This window comes from Burkholderia sp. 9777_1386 (assembly GCF_015712265.1).
Classification (GTDB): Bacteria; Pseudomonadota; Gammaproteobacteria; order Burkholderiales; family Burkholderiaceae; genus Burkholderia; species Burkholderia cenocepacia.
Window position 1 is genome coordinate 1 of record NZ_JACCQB010000137.1, and the last position, 616, is coordinate 616.

Below are 616 nucleotides of genomic sequence, written 5' to 3' on the forward strand. Positions count from 1 at the left end.
AGCACCAGACAGGCGGCTTGCTGTTTGAACTCCGGGGAAAACGTACGTCGTTGCTTGCTCATCAGACACCTCTTCATGGCGACCATTCTCGCCTAAATCAGTGTCCGGATTCATTAGACCACTACACTATGCAACTGGTATCGCCTGAAGCGATCGCCGAAGTAATGGCGTTGAACCCTGTCCCACGTACTTTGGCTGAACTGGAAGCACGAGTCCAAGAAGGGCTCCCCAAGTCTGCACTGCGTACTTGCGTTGAGTACGCAACCAGCGGCGCTGAAGCACAACACGCATTGCTCACGCAAATCGTCCCCGCAGCGACCTACAAGCGACGTCGTGCTCGGCTCACACGCGACGAATCTGAAAAGACCGAGCGGCTCGCGCGCGTCGTCGCGACCGCCTCTCACGTTTGGGGAAACCGGGAGGATGCGCGTTTGTTTCTCGGAGCGCCTCACCCGCTGCTCGAAGGACGAAAACCTCTTAACGTGGGTCTAAGGAAACGCTGATTTATTCGGCTCGGCGGTCATCGCAGACGTAGCCGAGGACGTTTAGAAGACAGCTCACGGAACGGACCCACGACGATGAAGAGGCAGATCGGCTTCGCGGAAGCGGAAATTGC

General features: G+C 57.1%; 1 protein-coding gene. It reads left to right on the plus strand.

Features of this window, described 5'->3' with window-relative positions; translation table 11 throughout:
* The first annotated feature begins 128 nt into the window (after nt 1-128).
* On the plus strand, nt 129-503 hold the full coding sequence (locus H0X91_RS34705) for an antitoxin Xre-like helix-turn-helix domain-containing protein (protein ID WP_196433823.1): 375 nt from the start codon (nt 129-131) through the stop codon (nt 501-503).
* Nucleotides 504-616 lie beyond the last annotated feature (113 nt).